We start from the raw sequence: 21,364 nt of genomic DNA, 5'->3' as shown, positions 1-21,364 counted from the left end.
ATGAAGAGACTGGTCGCGGTCGGTGCGGTGCTCGTGCTCACACTGACCGGCTGCAGTGACAAGAAGGACGGCGGCGGCGACGGCAAGTCCGGCGACGACGCGGTGGCGCTGCTGACCGACGCCAAGAAGACGATCGACGAGGCGGCCAGCGTGCACGTCGTGCTGACCGGGCGTGACCTGCCGGACACCGCGCAGACGCTCGCCAGCGGCGACGGCGTCGCGACCCACGCGCCGGCGTTCAAGGGCAAGCTCACCGTGCGCGCGGCCGGGTCGCCGATCGATGCCGAGGTGGTCGCGGTCGGCGGCAAGGTGTACGCCAAGCTGCCGTTCACGCCGAAGTTCATCGAGCTCCCGCCGTCGCAGCTGGCCGGTCTGGGCGCGCCCGACCCGGCGATCCTGCTCGACCCGACCAAGGGCCTCACGGCGGTCCTGCCGACGCTGAAGGACCCGGCCGTCAAGGGCGAGACCCGCGACGGCGCGAAGGTTCTCACCGAGATCACCGGCGCGGTCCAGGGCAAGACGCTGCAGGGCATCTTCCCGAAGGCACCGGCCGACCAGGACTTCCCGAGCACCTTCAAGATCGACAAGGACAGCAAGCAGCTGGTGTCGGCGACGATCACCGGCCCGTTCTACGACGGCGCGACGAGCAGCTACGACGTCACCCTCGACAAGTACGGCGAACAGGTGGAGATCACCAAGCCGTGACAGAGGCCACTGCGGTGGGAAGTGCTCGGACGAAGCTCACCCTTGCTTCTGTAGCAGTTGCCTTTGCAGCAGCGGACACCTATGTGGTGGTGCTCGCACTCCCGGACATGATGTCGGGAGTCGGGCTGTCGGCCGATCAGCTCCAGCGGGCGGCGCCGATCGTCTCCGGCTTCCTGCTCGGCTACATCGCTGTGCTCCCGCTGATCGGCCGCATCACCGACGTCGTCGGCCGGACGCCGGTGCTCGTCGGCGCGTTGATGCTCTTCGCCGTCGGCTCGCTGATCACCGCGGCGGCGTACGACCTCTCCCTCGTCGTCACCGGGCGCTTTCTGCAAGGAATCGGCGGCGGCGGGCTGGTCCCGGCGACGCTCGCGCTCGTCGCCGACCTCTGGCCGCCCGCCAAACGCGGCCTCCCGCTCGGTGTCGTCGGCGCGGTCCAGGAGCTCGGTTCGGTCCTCGGTCCGCTGCTCGGCGCCGCCGTCCTCGCCGTCGCTGACTGGCGCTGGATCTTCTGGCTGAACCTCATCGTCGCCGTCGTTCTCGCGATCCTCCTCCGCGGCCGCCAACGCCCACCGATCTCCGCAGCCGTCGGCCTGCTCGCCTGCGTCGCCCTCGGACTCACCCTCACCGCCCCCGAACGCCTGGCCACCGGCATCACCCTCGGCCTCCCCTTCGTCCCCTTCACCGGCGACTCCCGCCTGCTCACCCCCATCGGCGTCGCCACCGCGGTCCTCCTGCTGGCCTGGCTCGCCCTGCTGCTCCGCGAGACCAACCTCCGCGCCCTCGCCGAGATCGACCTCGTCGGCGCTCTGCTGCTCGCGCTGGCCCTGGCGGGCGTCGTACTGGCCTTCGCGACGGCAGACCCAGAACAAGAAGTCCTCTCCCCCGCGGGCCCATGGCTGCTGGTAGGAGCCGCTCTCTTCACTCTCTTTTTCATCCTCTGGCAACGCCGTACAGCTCGCGCGATCATCCCCGCGGGCCTCCTCCACCACCCGGCCGCCTGGGGCTCTCTCGTCGTCAGCTTCCTCGTCGGCGCCGCCCTGATCGCCGCGCTCGTCGACATCCCCGTCTTCGCCCGGACGACGCAAGGCGGCGGCCAGCTCGCCGCCGCGCTCGTCCTGCTGCGCTTCCTGATCGCGCTCCCCGTCGGCGCCGTCGTCGGCGGCTGGCTGACTCGGCGGTACGGCCTCGGCCTGATCACCGCCGCCGGCCTCGCGCTCGCCGGCCTGATGTTCACCCTGATGGCCTTCTGGGACCGCAACGCCCTCGACACCGTCCCGGCGACGCTCGTCCTGCTGGCCTGCGGTTTCGGCTTCGGCCTCGCGCTCTCCCCGGTCAACACCGCCATGCTCGCCGCGACCCCGCAGGACGCGCACGGGCTGGTCAGCGCGCTGGTCGTGGTCGCCCGCATGGTCGGCATGCTCGTCGGCGTCTCCGCGCTGACCGCGATCGGCCTGCGCCGGTACTACGCGCTCGCCGCCGACATCCCCTCGCCGAACGACCTCTGCCCGACCAGTCCGGGCACCTGTCGTCCGTTCGTCGACGCTCTCCGCGAGGCGGCGATTTCACAAGTGCACACGATCTTCGCCGGGGCCGCGGTCTGTGCGTTCGCGGCCGCCGTACTGGCTGTCGTGCTGCTCGGACGGCGCCGGACTGTCCACGGGTGACGGCCGTCATGGGGATCCCGGCCGGGCTCGCGTAACGTTGAGGGTTGTGAGTGCACCCTTACTCGAACGTCCCGGGCTCTGCTCGACGATCTGCCGGGAACTGAACGAGCCGATGCCCGGTACGGCCGTCGTGGCCGCCGGGTGGGTCGTCGTCGAGCAGCCCGGCCCGTGGGGTGCCAAGGTCGCGACGCAGAGTCACCTCGACCCCGTGTTCGGGGCCCGCATCGACGCCAAGTGCAAGAAGGCGGACCTGCGCTTCGGCACCATCCGGCGGCCCGGCAAGCACGCGGACGGCGTACCGCTCCCGCATCAGGTGTACGTCGCCAGCTGCGCCCCCGGCCGCTGCTGGCTGCTGGGCGGCCGCGTCGACGACCCGGCGCGGCTCGACGCGCTCGACGTCGACGCCGTGGCCCGCGGCGACCTCGACGCCGTACGGGCCTCGCTGCCCGAGCTGTCCCCGATCGATCAGCCGGTGCTGCTGGTCTGCACCAACGGCAAGCGCGACGAGTGCTGCGCGATCCTCGGCCGGCCGATCGTGGCCGGTGCGGCCGAGGCGGCGCCGGGCCGGGTGTGGGAGTCGTCGCACCTGAGCGGGCACCGCTTCTCCCCGACCGCGGCGGTGCTGCCGGCCGGGACCCTTCACGGCAAGCTGACCGTCGAGTCGGCCGTCGCCGTCCTGAACGCCGCTGACCGCGGTGAAACTGTTGTGGAAACGCTGCGTGGCCGGTCCGCCTGGACCAAGCGCGGCCAAGTCGCCGAGATCGCCGTCCGCAACCTCACTGGCGAGGTTGCACTGGACGCGCTCAGCGTCGTCACGGAGGAGCTGGACACCGTCACCGTCGCCCACACCGACGGCCGGACCTGGCAGGTCCAGGTGACCAGCGATCCCGCCGACCCTCCCCGCCCGGAATCCTGTGGAAAGGAGCCTTTCGCCATGTCGATCCTGCGTGCCGGCACCGTAGTTCCGGGTGGTCCCCGATGAGCGCCGCCGAAGGGCCGGTCCCCGGTTTCGAGGACCTGCTCGCGGCCAACGCGGACTACGCCAAGAACTTCTCCTACGGCGGCTTCGACGGTATCGCCCACGCCGGTGTCGGCGTGGTCACCTGCATGGACTCGCGGATCCCCCCGCTGGAGCTGCTGGGCCTCAAGCCCGGTGACGCCAAGGTCCTGCGCAGCGCCGGCGGCCGCGTCACCGAGCTGACGATGACCGGCCTGGTCCTCGGCGTGCACCTGCTCGGCGTCCGCCGCATCATGGTCATCCCGCACACCCGCTGCGCGATGGCGTCGATGACCGAGGACCAGATGCGCGCCAAGGTCGAGCAGGCCTCCGGCCTGCCGGCCGGTTACCTGACGATCAACATCATCCCCGACCAGCTCGAGGCACTGCGGCACGACGTCGCCGCCGTCCGCGAGCACCCACTGATCGGCGACGACGTCCTGGTCGGCGGTTTCATGTACGACGTGGACGACGGGCACCTGACCCAGATCGTCTAGAGCACGATCACCTTGCCGGTGTCGAGCTCGTAGTAGGCGCCGACCAGCTTCACCTTGCCGGACTTCTCCAGCGGGGCGAGCACCGGCGACTTGCGGAGCTCACCGAGCACATGGGTGACGTTCGCACGGACGGCGTTGTCCAACCTGTCCCCCGGCTGTCCAGCGACCTGCTGGACCGCCGGGGTCAAGGTGTCGACCAGGTACTCGATGCCGCCCGGGTGCGCGCCGGTGCGATGGCTGTCCATCGCCTTGATCGTCGCGTCGAGCGCGCCGCAGCGCTGATGCCCGAGCACCATCAGCAACGGCGTGTGCAGCTCCGCGACCCCGAACTCCAGACTGCCGGTCACCGAGTCGTCCAGCGCCTCACCGGCACTCCGTACGACGACCAGGTCGCCGAGCCCGCGGTCGAAGACCAGCTCGATCGGCACCCGCGAGTCCACGCACCCGATCACGGTCGCGAACGGCTGCTGACCCTTGCTCACGGCAACCCGGCGCTCGACGCCCTCGTCGATCGCCTCGTTGCGGTTGGCAACGAAGCGCGCGTTGCCCTCGAGCAGCCGCTGCAGGGCCTGGTCGCCGGTGGTGACCTGCGGTTCGACCACCGCCGCGGCGTTGTTGGGCTGCGACGACGGACCGGACGAGCGGGTGGCGGACGGCGTACCGGTGTCCTGGCACGAGCTCAGCACAACCGCTCCCAGGCTGGCGCCGAGCGTGGCGCCGAGCGCGTTGGTCAGGAACCGGCGGCGGGACGGAGGGGGCGGGATGCTCACAGGGGTTCTCCTCACGGGCGGCGGTGCCGGGCGAGCACCGCCTTCCGAAAGTAGCGCATTGCATACTGTCTGCAATACCCGCGACAGCCCACGAACTCCGGCCGAACCGGTCAGAACCTGATAGGAATTCGGTATGAGACTCCGCCCAAGCTCTCTTTCCCGCTCGTTGATGGTCGGTGCCCTGGCTCTCGGCACCGTTCTCACCGCCACTCCCGCACCCGCCGCGATCGCCGTCGACCGCCCGAGCCGGCCGCTCGACCTGCACGGTTCCTGCTTCGACGCGGCCGTCACCGGCACCGTCGAGGAGCAGCGCCTCGGCAACGGCGTGGCCGGCGGCCCGTCAGTGCCCGGCCAGATCCTGACCCGCTCCGGCTTCGACAAGCAGGTGAAGCTCTTCAACCACCTGCTCTGTGCCGCGCCCAACAAGCTGGTCGCGCGCGTCGTCGTACGGGCTCAGGCCGAAGCGCTCTGGCGTACGGCGACGCACCGCGCGCAGCATCAGCAGGCCGCGTCCGCGCTGCCGGCCACCGACGACCGCGGGTTGTACTGGGCGCGGATCTCGATGGCGCTCGCGCTGCGGCAGTGGAAGCCGTCGTTCGGGCTCAGCGCCGGTGACCGCGCCGAGCTGATGAAGAGCCTGGAGTACGCGTCGCGCGGGATCACCAGCACGCGGTTCTCCCCCGGCGTACGGAAGATCCTGGTCACCGGGTTCGACCCGTTCACGCTGGACGCGGACATCCGGATCGGGAACCCGTCCGGGGCGAACGCGCTGTCGCTGGACGGTCAGCGCTGGAAGGTCGGCGGGACGACGTACGAGATCCAGACCGTGGTCTTCCCGGTCCGGTACACCGACTTCGACCAGAACATGGTCGAGGACGCGCTCGCGCCGCACTACCGCCCAGGCCCGCAGCACGCGGACCTGGTGATGACCGCGAGCCAGGGCCGGGTCGGCATCTTCGACCTCGAGGTCTTCAACGGCCGCCGCCGCTCGGTCAGCTCGATCGGCGACAACAACAACCTCTGGGGCGGCGGCACGATCAACGCGCCGGTCGTCTCCCCGAGCATGCCCGCCGGCCCGGAGTGGCTGACCACCAGCCTCCCGACCGCCCGGATGGCCCAGGCCGACGTCACCCCGTTCCGCACCCGGGTGAACACGTCCGTGCTGGAGATCCCGGCCGGCCAGACCCTCCCGGTCCGCCAGCCCCTCGGCCCGACCGAGGGCTCGATCGCCTCCGAGGGCGCCGGCGGCGGCTACCTCTCCAACGAGGTTGCCTACCGCAACACCCTCCAGCGCGACCTCCTCGACCCGCTGATGCCCGCCGGGCACCTGCACGTCCCGGTCCTGCAGTTCGACGTCGCGAACAAGACGGAGATCACCGACCCGACGTACGAGGCCAACCGCGACGCGATCGTCCGCGGAGCACACGCCGTACTGCGGCAGGCACTCAGCTGAGAATCAGCCCGAAGGCGGCCAGCACGGAATCCACGTGATGGTCCGCCTTCGGGCCGGCGTGCTGGTCGCCGACCAGGATGGTTCGTAGACCAGCGTTGATCCCACCGGCGATGTCGTACTCCGGGTGGTCACCCACCATCCAGCCGCCCTCGAGTCGCGCACCAACCGCCTCGGCCGCGACCTCGAAGATGCGCCTGTCGGGCTTCCGCACGGCGACGGCCTCGGAGATGCACACGCCGTCGACCGCTGCTCCGATCCCGGTGTGATCGAGCTTCAACTGCTGCTGGACGACCCCGCCGTTGGTGATCACGACGACCTTCCAGCCCGCCGTACGCAAGCTCGCAATCCCTTCCAGCACAGCGGTTTCGACCGACGTGAACAGCGGATGCTCCCGGTCGTAATCGTCGACCAGCTCCACCGCCGACTTCGAGACGCCGTACTCCGCCTTCACCCCCGCGAACAACTCCTGCCGCGGCCGATACCCGCCGAGATCGTTCGCCAGCAACCACTCGACGGCCTCACCGCTCAGCCGCTGCCGCTCGACCCACCACTCGGCCCACGCCCGGAACGCGCCGTCCCGATCGATCAGCGTGTTGTCGAGATCGAACGCCGCCAACCGCGTCACGCCTGCGCCTTGCGCCAGGTCTCCCGCGTCATCTCGTACTCGACCTCACCCAACTCGGCCCCCGGGAAGTCCTCCGACGACGGGAACTCCCGCACGTACGACAACCCCACCGACGCCATCACCGCCCGCGACCCGGCGTTCCCGACAAGCGTCTGCGCGAAGATCCGCTCCAGCCCGACGACGTCGAACCCGTACCGCAGCAACTCCCGCGACCCCTCACTCGCGTACCCCCGCCCCCACCGATCCCGCAACAACCGGTACCCCAGCTCGGCCTCACCCTCCACCTGAGGCTGATCCGGCCCCCGCAGCAACCACCAGCCCACAAACCCGACATCATCGAACCCGACCCAGAACCCCAGCCCACCCGCCGCACACCCCATCCGCCGAGCATGCGCCACCTCGACCTCCGCCCGACTCCGAGCCTTCCCACCCAGGTACTTCATCACCTCGGCATCGGAATCCAGCAACACCTCCAACTCCAGGTGTCGCTCCCCCAACGGCACCAGTTCGAGCCGCCCCGTCTTCAAAGTCAGTTGCTCCATACCCCGATCCTCGCACCCCACCCGGTCGCCCCTCAGCCCATTTCCCGCGCGCACCGCGCAGGCTCCGGCGGCAGGTCGAGCCCCGGCAGTCTGGCCTCGTACCCAAGGCGATGTCCGCGATCGGCCGACACCCACCACTGTCCAAGCGCCGCCGATCCACCCCGCTCCCGCTCAGCCACGGCGAAGAATCCAACCAAGAACCCGCTTGGTCAGTGGTGGGTGTCGAAACCGTCCAGCGTCCCGGTCACAGGCGACGGGGTGTGCAGGCGAGAGACAGCGTGACCACGACGAGGGCAACCCTCAGCGCAGCGCGCATCCTCACCCACGGAGCGCGCAGCCGAGCACATGCGCAGGTGACCGCGTGTGTAGGTGAGCGGGCAGCGGGCAGCGGGCAGCGGGCAGCGGGCAGCGGGCAGCGGGCAGAACGTAACAGCGGTCCAGCTCGAGGCGAACCCCGGGGCTGGACCGCTGTCGTTGACAACTCAGGCGTCGATGCGGCTTTCGTCGAGTTCGTAGGCGCCCTGGACGATGAACTCCTTGCGCGGCGCCACGTCGTTGCCCATCAGGAGGTCGAAGACCTGGGCGGCCGCTTCGCCGTCGTCGACGGTCATTCGGCGCAGGGTGCGGTGGCGGGGGTCGACGGTGGTTTCCGCGAGCTGGTCGGCGTCCATCTCGCCGAGGCCCTTGTAGCGCTGCGGGGGCTCCTTCCAGCGGACGCCCTTCTTCATCAGCTCGGCGGACTTCCGCTGGTACTCGGCGTCGCTGTAGGTGTACAGGTACTTGTCCTGCCCCTTCTTCGGGTTCGTCAGCTCGAAGCGGTGCAGTGGCGGGACGGCGGTGTAGACGCGGCCGGCGTCGACCAGGGGGCGCATGTAGCGGAAGAACAGGGTCGCGAGCAGGCAGCGGATGTGGGCGCCGTCGGAGTCGGCGTCGGCCATGAAGATGATCTTGCCGTAGCGGGCCTGCTCGATGTCGAAGGTCCGGCCGGAGCCGGCGCCGACGACCTGGATGATGGAGGCGCACTCGGCGTTCTTCAGCATGTCGCCGACCGACGCCTTCTGCACATTCAGGATCTTGCCCCGGATCGGCAGCAGCGCCTGGAACTCCGAGCTGCGCGCGAGCTTCGCCGTCCCGAGCGCCGAGTCACCCTCGACGATGAACAGCTCGGAGCGGTCCACGTCGTTGCTGCGGCAGTCGGCCAGCTTGGCCGGCAGCGCCGACGACTCCAGCGCGGTCTTGCGCCGCTGGAGCTCCCGGTGCTGTCGCGCGGCGACGCGGGTCCGGGATGCGGCGACGACCTTCTCCAGTACGGCGCGCGCCTGCGCCTTCGCCGTGCCCTTGGTCGAGGTGAGGAACGTCTCCAGCTCGGTCTGGACGACCTTCGCGACGATCCGCGACGCGGCCGGCGTCCCGAGCACCTCCTTGGTCTGGCCGTCGAACTGCGGCTCGGCCAGCCGGACGGTGACCACCGAGGTGAGCCCCTCGAGCACGTCGTCCTTGATGATCTCCTCGCCGCTCTTCAGCAGCCGCGTCCCGGTCAGTACGCCGGTGAACGCCTTCGACAGCGCCCGCTCGAAGCCGGCCACGTGCGTGCCGCCCTTCGGGGTGGCGACGATGTTCACGAACGAGCGGACCTCGGTCTCGTACCCGTCGCCCCAGCGGACCGCGATGTCGACGTCGAGGTCGCGCTCGACGTCGGTCGGGGTCATGTGCCCGGCGTCGTCGAGCATCGGCACGGTCTCGGTGAAGTGACCGGTCCCGGTCAGCCGGACCACCTCGGTGACCGGCTGGTCGGTGGCCAGGAACTCGCAGAACTCGCTGATCCCGCCGTCGTGCTTGAACGACTCCTCGGTGACCTCTTCGCCGCGCTCGTCACGGATCACCAGCTCCAGGCCGGGGACCAGGAACGAGGTCTGCCGCGCGCGGGTGACCAGCTCGTCGTAGTTGAAGGTCGCGTCGCGGGTGAAGATCTGCCGGTCCGCCCAGTACCGGATGCGGGTGCCGGTGACGCCCTTCTTGGCGCGGCCGGCCTTGCGCAGACCGGTCGCGGCGGTGAAGCCCGCGGCCGCGCCCTCGCCGTCGAACTCGCCGGCGACCCCGCGCCGGAACGACGTGGTCCAGACCGTGCCGCCACGGTCCACCTCGACGTCCAGGCGCGCGGACAGCGCGTTGACCACCGAGGCACCGACGCCGTGCAGACCGCCGGAGGCGTTGTACGAGCCGCCGCCGAACTTGCCGCCGGCGTGCAGCTTGGTGAAGACGACCTCGACGCCGGTCATCTTGGTCTTCGGCTCGATGTCGACCGGGATGCCGCGGGCCTTGTCGCGCACCTCGACCGAGCCGTCGTTGTGCAGCACGACCTCGATCCGGTCGCCGTGCCCGGCCAGGGCCTCGTCGACGGAGTTGTCGATGATCTCCCACAGGCAGTGCATCAGGCCGCGGCTGTCGGTCGAGCCGATGTACATGCCCGGCCGCTTGCGGACCGCCTCCAGTCCTTCGAGGACGAGCAGGTTGCGCGCGTTGTACGTCGGGTCGAGCTCGGTACTGCGAGGCGTCGGGGCGGCCACTGGGCTCCTTCACTGGTTCACAAGCAGACATCCGTACGACGGCCCGGCCGTCGTACGAGTGACAGCCTACGAGGCCGCACCCCCAAAACCCGGCAGGAGGTCCACGTGGCCGGTTTGGGTTGCCCGGCATCATGGCGGGGTACCGAATCAGCACAACAGCATCGACCGGGACCTCGCACCAGACAGTTGTCCCGGCAGGTATCGATCCGGACTCGATCACGAAGAATTCCGACACTCCGGAAGTCAGCGCACAGTGAACAACTGGTGGCGCACAGTGAAAGAGGACACGCCCGACACCCGCCGGAAACAACAGATCGAGCGAATCCGAAACGATTCCCCGTCAATATGCGTCATAAGGGAACAGGTGGTTCGTCTCACATTCGGACACGCTGCACCTACCGGGAAGCGATCCGCATGTCAGGATGTTGCTATCTGGTGAGTACGGAACTAGATGAGATGAGGCCTCAAAGTGACTACAGCACTCGCCCCGAGCTCGACCCTGTCGGCTGCGGACCGTTGTGACCGCTGCGGCGCGCAGGCCTACGTACGTGTCACCCTGACCAGCGGTGGGGAGCTTCTGTTCTGCGCCCACCACAGCCGGGAGCACGCCGAGAAGCTGCGCAACATCGCGATCACCATCCACGACGAGACCGGCCGGCTCGACGCCACCCCGGTCGCCGCCGCGGACGAGGAGCGGTAACCCCAGGCCTCGTAGGCGCCAACGGCGGCGCAGACCCCACACACACTTAGCGATGGTGGTCACCCTCACGGGTGACCACCATCAGTCCTGTCCGGCGAGTTGTTGCCTTCCTCACACCATCGGTACGCCGGGCTCCGGCCCGTGCCGGCGCAGCTCCTGCCACGCGCCGGCCAAGCGATCGACTGCGTCGACAAGTACTTCCGGCGCGTACGCGAACGGCAACCGCAGGTAGTTGTCGTGGTCACCGGTCGGGTCCATCGCGTGCCCGGCGACCACCTCGACGCCGTGCCGCAACGCGATCTGCGCGAACACCCGCGCGTCGGTGTCCGGCAGCCGGACCCACAACGCCGATCCCCCGGCCGGCTCCTCCCACTCCCACTCGGGCAACCGGTCGCGCAACAACTCGCCGATGTGCGCACGCCGTCCGGTCGCCAGCCGCGCCCGTTCGGCCGTGACGTCGCCGAGTCGCGGCAGCAGTCGTGCGGTGAGCGCCTGGTCGATCACCGGGCTCCCGAGATCAGCCAGCGCTTTGTGCCGCGCGAGCCGGTCGGCCAACGGCCGCGGCGCGCGGATCCAGCCGATCCGCAAACCGCCCCAGACCGCTTTCGACACCGAGCCGATGGTGAGCACCTCCGCATTCCCTGGTGCGTACGCCGCCAGCGGCGGCGGTATTTCCGGGCCGGCCGGATCGCCGGCGGAATAAGCGTTGTCCTCGACCACGACCACGCCGTACCGGGCAGCGATTTCGGCGACCTGGCGACGCCGGGCCGGTGACATCAGCCGGCCGGTCGGATTGTGGAAGGTCGGCATCACGAACAGCATCGCCGGCTGGTGCTCCTTCAGCGCCGCCTCGAGCAGGTCCGGCCGGATCCCGGCGTCGTCCAGCGGTACGCCGACCACGCGCCCGCCCGCGGCCCCGAAGAGGTCGAAGCAGCCCGGCCAGCTCGGCTGCTCGATCACGACCGCGGCACCGGTCCGCAGGTACATCGCGGTGACCAGCGCGATCGCCTGGTGCGCGCCGCTGGTGACGACGATCTCGTCGGCGCTCGTCGGGAGCCCGGACTCCTCGAAGTGCTCGGCGATCCGCGTCCGCAGCGGCTCGATGCCGCGCGGGTGGTAGCCGACGTCCTGCAGCAGAGTCGGCAGGTCGGTGCGCGCGAGGTCCTCGACCTCGGCGGCCAGGTCGGGGATGCCGGGGTCGACGGCGTACGTCATCGAGATCACGTCGCCGGGGCCGACGGTGATCCGGTGGAACAGCGACTCGCCGTACCCGATCGGTATCCGCTTGTCGGCAGTCGACCGGCCGCGGCTCGCGGACCGGGCGACCGTCGTCCCGCTGCCGCGGCGGCTCTCGACCAGGCCGCGGGCGCGCAGTTCGTCGTACGCCGCGACGACCGTGCTGCGGGAAACGGCGAGCGCTTCGGCGAGCCGGCGCTCGGCGGGCAGCTTGGCGCCGACCGGAAGCTCGGCCGAACCCATCAGCGCGGCGAGCGCGTCGGCCAGGCGCCGGTACAGGCCGCCGGTGCGGCCGGTCAGCCGGCGACCGATCAGGTCGGCCAGGACTGCGGGATCTCCGGAACGGTCCACTTCTCCTCGGATTGGCTCGGGTGGACTGGGCGTGGAGCCGACAGGCTAGTCCGGTACGCAGTCCAGTTGAAGGGGTGAGGATGGGAATCGGGCAGCTGCTCGGGTTCGTCGGAGCGACCGTGGTGCTGGTCGGGATGCCGGGGCCGAACAACATCTACATCTCGCTGCGCAGCCTGACCCAAGGCCGCCGGGCCGGTGTCGTGTCGGCGTTCGCGATCGAGACCGGGTCGGTGGTCTACATCCTGGTCACGGCGCTGGGTCTGGTCGCTGTGCTGGAGGCGTCGCCGGAGTTGTTCACGGTGATCTCGCTGGCGGGCGCTGTCTATCTCGCGTACCTCGGGATCAAGACGCTGCGGCGTACCACGAGCTCGTCGGGGCTCGGCGGCCTGAACGCCGAGCCGCTCGGCAAGGTGTTCCGCGCGGGCGTGCTGGTGAACCTGCTCAACCCGAAGGCCGCGCTGTTCTTCCTCGCGTTCCTCCCCCAGTTCACGACGCGCGACGCGACCGCGAGTCAGGTCCGCAGCGAGATGCTGCTGCTCGGACTGGCCGTGCTCGTGATCGGGCTGGTCCTCGACCTCTGCTACGCCGTCGGCGCCGACGCGATCGGCCGGCGCTTCCGCTCACCGCGCAGCACCCAGATCCAGCGCTACCTGGCCGGCGGAAGCTACCTCGCCGTCGCTCTCGTCGCAGCTCTCAGCGCTCTCGTGCACTGAACCTCAACCTCACGTTGAGCCCGGATCAGCTCTAGCTCAGCGTGAGGTTGCCGTCCGTGTACTCGATCGACAGCACCCGCTCACCGACGCGCACACCGTCGAGCTTCAGCGAACGCCACGGGAAGTCGCTCGCCGGAGTGATGTCGAGCGTTCCCGCCGGGACGTTCGGCTCGATGCCGAGCGCCGCGACGACGACCGCGATCGCCGAGGCCGCGGCCCAGGCCTGCGGCCGGCAGGACAGCGGGTACGGCGTGGGCGTGCTCTCCTCGCCGACGCCCGCTCCCCCGTACAGCTCGGGCAGCCGGTAGCCGAACGCCTCGGCGGCCTGCACCAGCCCCCGCACGTACGAGCCGGCGACCGCGGGACGCGCGGCGGCGTACAGGCCCTGGACGGCCATTGCGGTGTCGTGCGGCCAGACGCTGCCGGTGTGGTAGCCGAGCGGGTTGAAGCCGGTCATCTCGGTCGTGAGAGTGCGCAGGCCGAAGCCGCTGTCGAGCTGGTGCTCGCCGAGCAGGTCGGCGACGATCGCTTCCTCGTCGGTGTCGAGCAGGCCGGTGCCGAGCAGGTGCCCGAGGTTCGACGCCGGGCCGGCGACCGGGCGCTTCTCGCCGTCGAGCGCGATCGCCGGGTACCCGTCGACCCAGAACTTCTCCCGGAACCGGGTCTTCAGCGCGGCCGCCCAGTCCAGCCACTCGTCGGCGCCCCCGGCGCCGAAGGCGATCAGCAGCTCAGCGCCGGCGACCGCCGCGGCGTACGCGTAGCCCTGGACCTCGCAGAGCGCGATCGGCGCGGTCGCGATCGTGCCGTCGGGCCACTGGACCGAGTCGCTCGAGTCCTTCCAGCCCTGGTTGGCCAGGCCGTGGCCGGACTCGTCGATGTACTCCAGGAACCCGTCGCCGTCCGGATCGGCGAAGTCGCGGATCCAGGTGAGCGCTCTCTGCAGGTTCGGCAGCAGCTCCCGGACCTCGTCGGCGGGCATCCCCCAGCGCCACGCCTTGTGCAGCGTCGTGATCCAGAGCTGGGTCGCGTCGTGCGTCCCGTAGTACGCCGCCGGCAGCACCAGCCCGTGGCCGTGGTCGGCGACCTCGGCGCGCAGCTCGTGCGGGATCTTGCCCGGCTGCTCGGCCGCGTCGGCGTCCACCTTGGTGCCCTGCCACGCGGCCAGCGCGCGCAGCGTCCCCGCGGCGAGCTCGGGGTCGACCGGGATCAGCATGCCGGACGAGATCAGCGAGTCACGGCCGAACAGCGTCAGGTACCAGGGCGGGCCCGCGCCGAGATAGCGGTCGCTGCCCGTGCCGAGCTGGAGCGCGGCGAGGTCGTCGAGGGAGCGGCGGAACCAGCGGTCGACGCGCGAGTCGTCGCAGGAGAGCGCGATCTCGCCGTACGCCGGACGTCGCTCGGGCGCCTTGATCTCGAAGCCCGTGGCGGCCGGGAAGGTGGCGGTGACGCGCAGCGTGACGGTGACCTCGTCACCCGGCTTCAGCTGCAGCGGCCACTCGAAGCCGTCGGCGCCGAGAACGGCGGCGGGATCGCAGAGAGCGCTCACTCGCGTTCCCGCGGCGTTCTCCCAGACCAGCGCCGAGCCGTCGGCACTCGGGACCAGCGCGGGAAGCTCCGCGGCGGCGCCGCTGCGGACTTCCGCCGTACCGGCCAGGTCGGTGCCCATCGCAACCGTCAGGCGGCATGCGACGGTCTGGTGCGAGTTGTTCACGACCGTGAACCGCTCGGTGAGCCCGTCACCGTCGACCGTCCGGGTCCGCCGGAGCCGGACCGTCGGGTCGTGGCCGTCGTCGCCCAGTCCGACCAGCACCGCGCCGAACACCGTCGTACCGGGCTGCTCGTCGACGTGCACCGCCAGCGGCTCCCGGCCGTCGACCGACACCGCCAGCCGGGACAGCACCCGGCGGTCCCGGGCGAAGACGCCCTCGGCGCCGGAGCCGGTCAGCTGGCCCGACCGCGGGGACAGGACCACCCACGGCGCGGCGAGTGTGGTGACCAGTTCGTGCAGGGCAGCTAGTGAGTCAGCCATGCGTCCACACTAAGCGGACCGTTTTGCGGCAGAGTTGGGGGCGTGAACTCCGTTGCGACGTTCCTGGTCGGTGTGGCGATCTTCGTCGGCATCATCGGCATCGTGGTGCCGGTGCTGCCCGGCGCCCTGCTGAGTCTGGCCGCGATCCTGATCTGGGCGCTGGAGGTGCAGAGCCCGACCGGCTGGGCCGTCCTCGCCGCGGCCGTGGTCCTGATCGGTGCCAGCCAGGTGGTCAAGTACGTCGTACCGGAACGCCGGCTGCGTGAGTCCGGCGTGCCCAGACGCTCGATGTTCGTCGGCGTGCTGCTCGGGATCGTCGGGTTCTTCGTGATCCCGGTGGTCGGGATGTTCGTCGGCTTCCCGCTCGGCGTGTACCTGTCGGAGCGGCAGCGGCTCGGCACCCACCCGGCGGCCTGGGCGTCGACGAAGCACGCGCTGCGCGCGACCGGGCTGTCGATCCTGATCGAGTTCGTCGGTACGGCGCTCGCCGCGGCGGTCTGGCTGGTCGCCGTGCTCTGGCTGGTCTGAGTCTTCTGGTGATCTGGGCGACTGCCAGGGTTTTGCCAGCCTCGCCCAAGGCCCGTCTCAGGTCGGCCGCGCAGGGTGGGACGACCAGTACCAGGTGACGGCCTGGTACGTCGTACCGGGAGGCAGTTGCAGATGGCGTCGTTCGAGAAGCTCTCCGACAAACCGTGGCGGCTGGTCGGCACCGTTGCGGCGGTGGTCGTCACCACGGCCGCCGGCGGGGTCGCCTGGGCCACCACCAACGCCGACCCGTCCCCCACGCCGTCGGCCAACCCGTCGGCGTCGCCGTCGGCCCCGGCCGACCCCTCAGCTCCGGCCGACCCGGCCAAGCCAGGGCCCGGCGGCCCCGGCGGACCCGGCCGGCACGGCGGCGAGTTCGGGCTCGGGATGGGTGCGCTGCACGGCGAGTTCGTGGTCGAGAAGGAGGGCGGCGGCTACCAGACCGTCGCCACCCAGCGCGGTGAGGTCACCGCCGTCAGCAAGGACAAGCTCACCGTGAAGAGCGCCGACGGCTACAGCCGCGACTACACGCTCACCGAAGACACCCTGGTGAACGCCGCCCGGGACGGGATCGACGACGTGAAGGTCGGCAACCAGGTCACTGTGTCGGCTGTCGTCGCGAACAACGTCGCCACGGCGACCACCGTCAACGACGGCACCACCCGGGACGCGGCCCGGGAGAAGTGGGGCTTCAAGCGCGGCCCGCGCTGACCTTCACAGCGAACTGCCAGGAAGGTGCCAGGGTTCGCACGGGTCCCGGGGGCAGACTGGGGTCCATGAGCCCGCATCTTCTGGTGGTCGACGACGAACCCAACATCGTCGAGCTGCTGTCCGCGAGCCTGCGGTTCGCCGGGTACGACGTGACCACGGCGACGCACGGGGCCGAGGCGCTGAAGAAGGCCCGCGAGGTCGAGCCCGACCTGGTGGTGCTGGACGTGATGATGCCCGGGCTGGACGGGTTCGAGGTGGTCCGGCGGTTGCGGGGAGAGGACCGGCACGTGCCGGTCCTCTTCCTGACCGCCCGGGACGCCGTCGAGGACAAGGTGCTCGGCCTGCACACCGGCGGCGACGACTACGTGACCAAGCCGTTCAGCCTGGACGAGCTGGTCGCGCGGGTCCGCGCGCTGCTGCGCCGCTCCGGGCACCGCGAGCAGGCCGCGACCGAACCGGCCGTCCTCAAGTACGCCGACCTGGAGCTGAACGAGGACAGCTACGAGGTCTTCAAGGCCGGTACGGCGGTGCAGCTGTCGCTGACCGAGTTCAAGCTGCTGCGCTGCCTGCTGGAGAACGCCGAGCGGGTGATGTCGAAGGGCCAGATCCTGTCCGCGGTCTGGAACTACGACTTCGCCGGGGACGCCGGTGTCGTCGAGTCGTACATGTCGTACCTGCGCCGCAAGGTCGACACCGGCGACCAGAAGCTCCTGCACACCGTTCGCGGCGTCGGCTACGTGCTGCGGACGCCGCGAGGTCCCAACTGATGTCCACCAGCGCCGGGCGGTTGTTCTCGCACCGCCGCTTCACCGAGCGCTACCCGCTGCGGATCACGATCGTCATCGTCCTGCTCACGCTCGTCACCGCCGCCCTGGTGGCGTCGGGCCTGGTCGCGACCACGATCATGCGCGGCTACCTGATCGACCGGGTCGACAACCAGCTCACCGAGGCGTCCAAGCAGTTCGCCGCACAGCCACCGGGCCCGGGCCCGGACCGCCAACCCCGCGGGGCGGGGCGGCTACCGAGTGCCTTCTTCGTCCAGCGGTTCCAGTCCGACGGCTCCGAGGTCCAGGGCGGCCCCTTCCACCAGCCGCTGCGCGAGACCGAGGGCGAGCCGGCGCTGCCGGACCTGACCCTCGCCCAAGTGGTTGCCAAGGGCAATCACCCGTTCGACACCGGCGCGGTCTCCGGCGGCGACACCTGGCGGGTGCTCGCCGTCCCGCTGCGCGCGGGTGACGGCTACGTGATGATCGGCCAGAGCCTCGCCGACATGGACCACACGATCGAGCAGCTGGTCGGCGTGCAGATCGCCGCCGGGGTGATCCTGCTCGTGCTGCTGGCCGGCGTCGCGACGTACGTCGTACGGCGCAGTCTGCGCGGGCTGGAGGACGTCGAGCACACGGCGGTCGCGATCGCCGGTGGGGATCTCAGCCGGCGAGTGCCGCAGCGGGATCCACGCACGGAGGTCGGCCGCCTGTCGCTGGCGCTGAACCAGATGCTGGGTCAGATCGAGACGGCCTTCGCGCAACGCACCGCATCGGAGTCGGCGGCCCGGCGCTCGGAGGAGTCGGCGCGGCGCTCGGCCGAGCTCGCCCGCCAGTCGGAGGAGCACGCACGGCAGTCCGAGGACCGGATGCGGCGGTTCGTGGCGGACGCGAGTCATGAGCTGCGGACACCGTTGACGTCAATCCGTGGGTTCGCTGAGCTGACCCGGCAGCGCGGCGGCGCGATGGAGCCCGCGACGATGAAGCGGATCGAGGACGAGGCCAAGCGGATGGGTCTGCTCGTCGACGACCTGCTGCTGCTGGCGCGGCTCGACCAGCAGCGGCCGTTGCAGTACCAGCCGGTGGATCTGCTCACGCTCGCGGGCGACGCCGTCCATGACGTGGAGGCTGTGCAGCCGGAGCGCACGGTCAGCCTGAAGATCCTGCCGAATTCCGGTGCGCCGGTCGTCGAGGGCGACGAGGCGCGGCTGCGGCAGGTGCTCGGGAATCTGGTCAGCAACGCGCTGCACCACACGCCGATCGAGGCGCCGGTGACGGTGTCGGTCGGGACGCGCGGCGGGCGCGCGGTGCTGGAGGTTGCCGACACCGGTCAGGGGCTGAGCGCCGAGCAGAAGGCGCGGGTGTTCGAGCGGTTCTACCGTGCGGACTCGGCGCGGACCAGGGTCACCGGCGGTTCCGGACTCGGGCTGTCGATCGTCGCCGCGCTGGTCGCCGCGCACCGCGGGGAGGTCGCTGTCACCGACACACCAGGAGGTGGGGCAACCTTCACCGTTTCACTGCCGCTGACCGACTAGAGCTCCGGGAAGCTCCGGTTCGCCGACTCGCCGTGCTCCAGGACCTCCGCGGCCGGGCCGAGGATCTTCGGGTCCGGGTGGCTGACCAGCTCGTGGTCCTTGTCGGAGTACTCGAACAGCGACAGCACGTGCCGCATCGCCTCCAGCCGGGCGCGCTTCTTGTCGTTGCTCTTCACCACCGTCCACGGCGCGTCCGGCGTGTCCGTGTAGTGGAACATCGCCTCCTTCGCCTCGGTGTAGTCGGCCCACTTGTCCAGCGACGCGAGGTCGGTCGGCGACAGCTTCCACTGCCGGACCGGGTCGATCTGCCGGATCGTGAACCGGGTCTGCTGCTCGGCCTGCGACACCGAGAACCACAACTTGACCAGCTGGATGTCCGACCGGACCAGCATCCGCTCGAAGGCCGGCGCCTGCCGCATGAACTCCAGGTACTCGTCCTCGCCGCAGTAGCCCATCACCCGCTCGACGCAGGCCCGGTTGTACCAGGACCGGTCGAACAGCACCATCTCGCCGGCCGCCGGCAGGTGCTCGACGTAGCGCTGGAAGTACCACTGGGTCTGCTCGCGCTCGGTCGGCTTCTCCAGCGCGACGATCCGGGCGCCGCGCGGGTTCAGGTGCTCCATGAACCGCTTGATCGTGCCGCCCTTGCCGGCCGCGTCGCGACCCTCGAACACGATCACCAGCTTCTTCTTCGAGCGCTTCACCCAGTACTGCAGCTTCAGCAGCTCGATCTGCAGCAGCCGCTTGTCGCGGTCGTAGACCTCGCGGCTCAGGCGTTCGCCGTACGGGTAGCCCTCGCGCCAGGTGTCGACCGGCGTGCCGTCGGCGCGCAGCAGCACGGGGTCGTCGTCCTCCTCGTCGAGGACGCGGAAGCCGAGCTCTTGGACCAGGTCAGGGGTGTTCACGATCCCTAGGTTCACCGCGAGCGATGAACCCGAGGGATCCTCGTGATGAACAGTGCCGTCAGCGGCGGCGGAGCTTCACCGTGCAGTCGCGGCGGTTGATCTGCTCGCCGTCGCGCATGATCTGCGCCCGGTCGTGGATCGTGCTGACCAGGACCTCCCACTCGTCCTCGGGCAGCGCGAGGTCGGCGACCACCTCGTCGGGCGACGGGAACCGGATCTCCGGGTGCGGGTTGTGCTCGCCTGGCGGGAAGCCCATGTGCCCCTCGATCAGCAGCACTCCCCCGGGCGCGACGACGCCCGCCGCGCTGCGCAGGATCGCCTCCCGGGCCAGCTCGGTCTTGGAGTGCAGGAACTGCGCCGACACCAGGTCGTACGAACCCTCCGGGAACGACGTCCCGAGATCGTGCTGCTCCCACTCGATCTTGTCGCCGACGCCGGCGTCCTTCGCGTGCCCGGCCGCGCGCTCGAGCGCGACCGTCGAGATGTCCACCGCGGTCACCGTCCATCCCTGCTGCGCGAGCCAGATCGCGTCGGCACCTTCGCCGCACCCGAGGTCGAGTGCGCGCCCCGGCGTCAGGCCGGCCACCTCGGCCACCAGTACGACGTTCGGCTTGCCGCTCCAGATCTGGTCCCGCTCGGCGTAGAAGGTGTTCCAGTGGTCCGCGGGGAGTTCTTCTGTCGTCATGCTCCGATCATGTGACGCCGGCCCGCCGTGCGCAAACTTCCTTGCCGTTTCGGCAATTACCGGCGCAGCGCCGGCAGCGGCTCGGCCTTGCCGACGACGAACGCGTAGGTCAGCGCGCCGACCACGGCGACGCCGGCCGCGACCGCGAAGGACGGCCCGTACGAGCCGTCGTTGAGGTCGAGCAGCAGCCCGAACAGGAACGGGCTGATGATGCCCGCGATGTTCGAGGCGAAGTTCTGGATGCCGCCGATCGACGCGACGTGCCGCGAGCTCGGCGCGACGTCACCGGGCAGCGACCAGATCCCGGTCGCCGCGATCGCCAGGCTCGCGTAAGAGATCGCCAGGAACAGCAGCGCGACGTACACCGACGACGCCGGCGCCGCGAAGACGATCGCCGCGCCACCGAGCAGCCCACCGACCATCACCGTCTTGCGGACCCGGGTCACGTCGGCACCGCGCCGGATGAACCGGTCGGCGGTCAGCCCCGCGACCCAGGCGCCGGCGATCGCGGTGATCCCGGGCAGCGTCCCGAGGGTGCCGAGCTCGGCCAGGTCGAGCCCGCGGGCGTCCTTCAGGTACGACGGGAACCAGGTCAGGAAGAAGTAGATGACGAAGTTCAGGCAGAAGAAGCCGAGCATCATGCCGCGCACGGTCCGGTACCGGAACAGGTCGCGCCAGCGCACCTCGACGGCGTCCTGGTCGTCGTTCTCCTCCAGCCGGGCGCCGTTGGCGGCGATGTACTCGCGCTCCTCGGCGTTCGCGCCCTTGTGCTCCATCGGGTCGCGGTAGTACCAGTACCAGGCGCACGCCCAGATCAGCCCGACCACCCCCAGGACGACGAACGAGAAGTGCCAGCTGACCAGCGCGATCAGCGCCGTCACCACCGGCAGCGCGAGCACGGTCCCCACCCGCGAGCCGGAGTCGATGACCGCCGTGGAGAACGCCCGCTCGTGCTTCGGGAACCACCGCGACGACGCCTTGGTCGCGCTCGGGTAGGCCGGGGCCTCGCCCGCCCCGAGCGCGAACCGGAACAGGAACAGCGACCAGAACCCGCGGGCCAGCGGGGTCAGCGCGGTGATCACCGACCACCAGACCGCGGCGAAGGTGAAGGCCTTGCGGGACCCGACCTTGTCCGCGAACCAGCCCGCCGCGAGCATCGCGCCGTCGTACGCCCAGAAGAACGCGCCGAGGATCAGGCCCTTCTCGGCGTTGCTCAGATCCAGGTGCAGGTCGTCCTCGATGAACGGCAGCGCCACGCTCAGGTTCGCGCGGTCCAGGTAGTTCAGCGAGAGCCCGACGAACGCGAGCGCGAGGATCAGGTAGCGGGTGCGGCTGGCTCCGGGCGGGGCCTTCACCACTGGGGCGGTGGTCACGGTCTGCCTCCGAT

General features: G+C 70.3%; 20 protein-coding genes. 11 read left to right on the top strand and 9 right to left on the bottom strand.

Annotated elements, in window-relative coordinates; genetic code table 11:
• Genes ACZ6Z4_RS09960 through ACZ6Z4_RS09945 form a run of 4 tightly spaced genes read left to right on the top strand, consistent with a single transcriptional unit; the run spans position 1 to position 3,866 of the window.
• Positions 1 to 705, top strand: coding sequence for an LppX_LprAFG lipoprotein (locus ACZ6Z4_RS09960; protein WP_465560836.1), 705 nt, complete (start codon positions 1 to 3; stop codon positions 703 to 705).
• Positions 702 to 2,372, top strand: coding sequence for an MFS transporter (locus ACZ6Z4_RS09955; protein WP_465560833.1), 1,671 nt, complete (start codon positions 702 to 704; stop codon positions 2,370 to 2,372). The genes ACZ6Z4_RS09960 and ACZ6Z4_RS09955 overlap by 4 nt, the downstream gene beginning before the upstream one ends.
• Positions 2,373 to 2,418: 46 nt before the next feature.
• A complete protein-coding gene (locus ACZ6Z4_RS09950) occupies positions 2,419 to 3,354 on the top strand; it encodes a sucrase ferredoxin (RefSeq protein ID WP_465560830.1) in 936 nt (311 codons plus the stop codon).
• Positions 3,351 to 3,866 carry a beta-class carbonic anhydrase gene (locus tag ACZ6Z4_RS09945; protein WP_363676916.1) on the top strand — a complete coding sequence of 172 codons (516 nt, stop codon included), beginning with the start codon at positions 3,351 to 3,353 and terminating at the stop codon, positions 3,864 to 3,866. Before ACZ6Z4_RS09950 ends, ACZ6Z4_RS09945 begins: the two co-directional genes overlap by 4 nt.
• On the opposite strand, the gene ACZ6Z4_RS09940 is transcribed toward ACZ6Z4_RS09945, so the two are convergent.
• Positions 3,863 to 4,636 carry a carbonic anhydrase gene (locus tag ACZ6Z4_RS09940; protein ID WP_465560827.1) on the bottom strand — a complete coding sequence of 258 codons (774 nt, stop codon included), beginning with the start codon at positions 4,634 to 4,636 and terminating at the stop codon, positions 3,863 to 3,865. The two genes, ACZ6Z4_RS09945 and ACZ6Z4_RS09940, sit on opposite strands and share 4 nt — an antisense overlap.
• Before the next feature lie 133 nt (positions 4,637 to 4,769).
• Between ACZ6Z4_RS09940 and ACZ6Z4_RS09935 the strand changes: the two genes are divergently transcribed.
• On the top strand, positions 4,770 to 6,089 hold the full coding sequence (locus ACZ6Z4_RS09935) for a pyroglutamyl-peptidase I (RefSeq protein ID WP_465560824.1): 1,320 nt from the start codon (positions 4,770 to 4,772) through the stop codon (positions 6,087 to 6,089).
• On the opposite strand, the gene ACZ6Z4_RS09930 is transcribed toward ACZ6Z4_RS09935, so the two are convergent.
• The 3 genes from ACZ6Z4_RS09930 to ACZ6Z4_RS09920 form a co-directional block, all read right to left on the bottom strand.
• A complete protein-coding gene (locus tag ACZ6Z4_RS09930) occupies positions 6,082 to 6,714 on the bottom strand; it encodes an HAD family hydrolase (RefSeq protein WP_465560821.1) in 633 nt (210 codons plus the stop codon). The genes ACZ6Z4_RS09935 and ACZ6Z4_RS09930 overlap by 8 nt on opposite strands.
• Positions 6,711 to 7,256, bottom strand: a complete 546-nt coding sequence (locus ACZ6Z4_RS09925; RefSeq protein ID WP_465560815.1) for a GNAT family N-acetyltransferase — start codon at positions 7,254 to 7,256, stop codon at positions 6,711 to 6,713. Before ACZ6Z4_RS09925 ends, ACZ6Z4_RS09930 begins: the two co-directional genes overlap by 4 nt.
• A 482-nt stretch (positions 7,257 to 7,738) precedes the next feature.
• Entirely contained in the window at positions 7,739 to 9,823 is a 2,085-nt protein-coding gene (locus ACZ6Z4_RS09920) for a DNA gyrase/topoisomerase IV subunit B (RefSeq protein ID WP_465560812.1), read from the bottom strand.
• Between the two features lie 469 nt (positions 9,824 to 10,292).
• On the opposite strand from ACZ6Z4_RS09920, the gene ACZ6Z4_RS09915 reads away from it, so the two are divergent.
• Positions 10,293 to 10,523, top strand: a complete 231-nt coding sequence (locus ACZ6Z4_RS09915) for a DUF7455 domain-containing protein (RefSeq protein ID WP_363676922.1) — start codon at positions 10,293 to 10,295, stop codon at positions 10,521 to 10,523.
• A 111-nt stretch (positions 10,524 to 10,634) separates the two neighbouring features.
• Here ACZ6Z4_RS09915 and ACZ6Z4_RS09910 read toward each other — a convergent pair whose 3' ends face one another.
• Complete coding sequence (locus ACZ6Z4_RS09910) at positions 10,635 to 12,110, bottom strand: aminotransferase-like domain-containing protein (RefSeq protein ID WP_465560808.1); 1,476 nt, start codon at positions 12,108 to 12,110, stop codon at positions 10,635 to 10,637.
• Positions 12,111 to 12,190: 80 nt separating this feature from the next.
• Between ACZ6Z4_RS09910 and ACZ6Z4_RS09905 the strand changes: the two genes are divergently transcribed.
• Positions 12,191 to 12,823 (top strand): LysE family translocator, encoded by a 633-nt coding sequence (locus tag ACZ6Z4_RS09905; protein ID WP_465560806.1) that lies wholly within the window; start codon positions 12,191 to 12,193, stop codon positions 12,821 to 12,823.
• Between the two features lie 31 nt (positions 12,824 to 12,854).
• On the opposite strand, the gene ACZ6Z4_RS09900 is transcribed toward ACZ6Z4_RS09905, so the two are convergent.
• Positions 12,855 to 14,852 (bottom strand): amylo-alpha-1,6-glucosidase, encoded by a 1,998-nt coding sequence (locus ACZ6Z4_RS09900; protein ID WP_465560804.1) that lies wholly within the window; start codon positions 14,850 to 14,852, stop codon positions 12,855 to 12,857.
• Between the two features lie 42 nt (positions 14,853 to 14,894).
• On the opposite strand from ACZ6Z4_RS09900, the gene ACZ6Z4_RS09895 reads away from it, so the two are divergent.
• The 4 genes from ACZ6Z4_RS09895 (at position 14,895) to ACZ6Z4_RS09880 (ending at position 18,387) form a co-directional block, all read left to right on the top strand.
• Positions 14,895 to 15,380 (top strand): DUF456 domain-containing protein, encoded by a 486-nt coding sequence (locus ACZ6Z4_RS09895; RefSeq protein ID WP_465560802.1) that lies wholly within the window; start codon positions 14,895 to 14,897, stop codon positions 15,378 to 15,380.
• Positions 15,381 to 15,512: 132 nt separating this feature from the next.
• On the top strand, positions 15,513 to 16,088 hold the full coding sequence (locus ACZ6Z4_RS09890; protein ID WP_465560798.1) for a hypothetical protein: 576 nt from the start codon (positions 15,513 to 15,515) through the stop codon (positions 16,086 to 16,088).
• 65 nt (positions 16,089 to 16,153) lie between these two features.
• Positions 16,154 to 16,855, top strand: coding sequence for a response regulator transcription factor (locus ACZ6Z4_RS09885; protein WP_465560795.1), 702 nt, complete (start codon positions 16,154 to 16,156; stop codon positions 16,853 to 16,855).
• Positions 16,855 to 18,387 (top strand): sensor histidine kinase, encoded by a 1,533-nt coding sequence (locus ACZ6Z4_RS09880; protein WP_465560792.1) that lies wholly within the window; start codon positions 16,855 to 16,857, stop codon positions 18,385 to 18,387. Before ACZ6Z4_RS09885 ends, ACZ6Z4_RS09880 begins: the two co-directional genes overlap by 1 nt.
• On the opposite strand, the gene ppk2 is transcribed toward ACZ6Z4_RS09880, so the two are convergent.
• Genes ppk2 through ACZ6Z4_RS09865 form a run of 3 tightly spaced genes read right to left on the bottom strand, consistent with a single transcriptional unit; the run spans position 18,384 to position 21,350 of the window.
• Positions 18,384 to 19,292 (bottom strand): polyphosphate kinase 2, encoded by a 909-nt coding sequence (gene ppk2, locus ACZ6Z4_RS09875; protein ID WP_465560787.1) that lies wholly within the window; start codon positions 19,290 to 19,292, stop codon positions 18,384 to 18,386. The two genes, ACZ6Z4_RS09880 and ppk2, sit on opposite strands and share 4 nt — an antisense overlap.
• A 58-nt stretch (positions 19,293 to 19,350) precedes the next feature.
• Positions 19,351 to 19,977 carry an SAM-dependent methyltransferase gene (locus ACZ6Z4_RS09870; protein WP_465560784.1) on the bottom strand — a complete coding sequence of 209 codons (627 nt, stop codon included), beginning with the start codon at positions 19,975 to 19,977 and terminating at the stop codon, positions 19,351 to 19,353.
• Between the two features lie 56 nt (positions 19,978 to 20,033).
• Positions 20,034 to 21,350, bottom strand: a complete 1,317-nt coding sequence (locus ACZ6Z4_RS09865; RefSeq protein WP_465560781.1) for an MFS transporter — start codon at positions 21,348 to 21,350, stop codon at positions 20,034 to 20,036.
• Between the last annotated feature and the right edge of the window lie 14 nt (positions 21,351 to 21,364).

Source organism: Kribbella sp. NPDC104740 (assembly GCF_055583505.1).
The sequence above is the reverse complement of the archived record's forward strand: the minus strand, read 5'-3'. Positions and strand labels throughout refer to the sequence as shown.

Excerpts from the sequence above, each read along its gene's own strand:
- ACZ6Z4_RS09925 (WP_465560815.1), bottom strand. The coding sequence starts at position 7,256 with ATGGAGCAACTGACTTTGAAGACGGGGCGGCTCGAACTGGTGCCGTTG.
- ACZ6Z4_RS09960 (WP_465560836.1), top strand. The coding sequence starts at position 1 with ATGAAGAGACTGGTCGCGGTCGGTGCGGTGCTCGTGCTCACACTGACC.
- ACZ6Z4_RS09935 (WP_465560824.1), top strand. The coding sequence starts at position 4,770 with ATGAGACTCCGCCCAAGCTCTCTTTCCCGCTCGTTGATGGTCGGTGCC.
- ACZ6Z4_RS09905 (WP_465560806.1), top strand. The coding sequence starts at position 12,191 with ATGGGAATCGGGCAGCTGCTCGGGTTCGTCGGAGCGACCGTGGTGCTG.
- ACZ6Z4_RS09870 (WP_465560784.1), bottom strand. The coding sequence starts at position 19,977 with ATGACGACAGAAGAACTCCCCGCGGACCACTGGAACACCTTCTACGCC.
- ACZ6Z4_RS09945 (WP_363676916.1), top strand. The coding sequence starts at position 3,351 with ATGAGCGCCGCCGAAGGGCCGGTCCCCGGTTTCGAGGACCTGCTCGCG.
- ACZ6Z4_RS09890 (WP_465560798.1), top strand. The coding sequence starts at position 15,513 with ATGGCGTCGTTCGAGAAGCTCTCCGACAAACCGTGGCGGCTGGTCGGC.
- ACZ6Z4_RS09880 (WP_465560792.1), top strand. The coding sequence starts at position 16,855 with ATGTCCACCAGCGCCGGGCGGTTGTTCTCGCACCGCCGCTTCACCGAG.
- ACZ6Z4_RS09900 (WP_465560804.1), bottom strand. The coding sequence starts at position 14,852 with ATGGCTGACTCACTAGCTGCCCTGCACGAACTGGTCACCACACTCGCC.
- ACZ6Z4_RS09885 (WP_465560795.1), top strand. The coding sequence starts at position 16,154 with ATGAGCCCGCATCTTCTGGTGGTCGACGACGAACCCAACATCGTCGAG.